This window comes from Lactococcus sp. (genome assembly GCF_036648155.1).
Taxonomy (GTDB): Bacteria; Bacillota; Bacilli; order Lactobacillales; family Streptococcaceae; genus Lactococcus; species Lactococcus cremoris.
Window position 1 is genome coordinate 1 of the sequence record NZ_JAVXIY010000043.1, and the last position, 569, is coordinate 569.

Annotated in this window: 1 protein-coding gene and 1 pseudogene; both read left to right on the top strand. The window is 35.5% G+C overall.

Annotation, left to right across the window (positions count from 1 at the left end):
* Positions 1–180, top strand: a pseudogene (locus tag RSC39_RS12020) (glycosyltransferase family 2 protein); the annotation flags it as partial.
* On the top strand, positions 181–569 hold a 389-nt coding region (locus RSC39_RS12025), incomplete at its 3' end, for an ABC transporter permease (RefSeq protein ID WP_332537475.1).

Here is a 569-nt window from a genome sequence, read left to right on the forward strand (position 1 = left end):
GATAAGTTATCAGTGTCAAACAAGGCGCTTATCCAAGATTATGTTGATTTGCTCAACATGCCAAAAGAAAAGCGACGCCTCACACTCAATCAGTACAATTTACGAAAGAATAAAAGTTACCATACAAAAATCTTCCGTACTCTGATTCTTACAAAATTTGCATATAAAGGAAAAAAATAAATGAATTTCTTCAGCCGTAGAAATCAAATTCTACTTAAAGAACTGATTAAAACAGACTTCAAACTTAGATATCAAGGGAGTGCTATTGGTTATTTATGGTCAATACTCAAGCCCGTAATGCTCTTCTTGATTATGTATCTTGTATTTGTACGTTTCATGCGTTTTGGTGAAGGAACTCCTCACTTTGCTGTAGCACTACTTTTAGGGATAACCATTTGGAATTTCTTTGGTGAAACAACAGGCATTGGAATGCTCTCGGTCGTAAGTCGTGGGGATATGCTTCGAAAAGTGAATTTTTCAAAATCAGTTATCGTTTTTTCAGTTGCTGTCAACGCTTTTATTAACCTGATGATTTCACTTGCTGTAGTGACTGTCTTTGCCTTCATCAA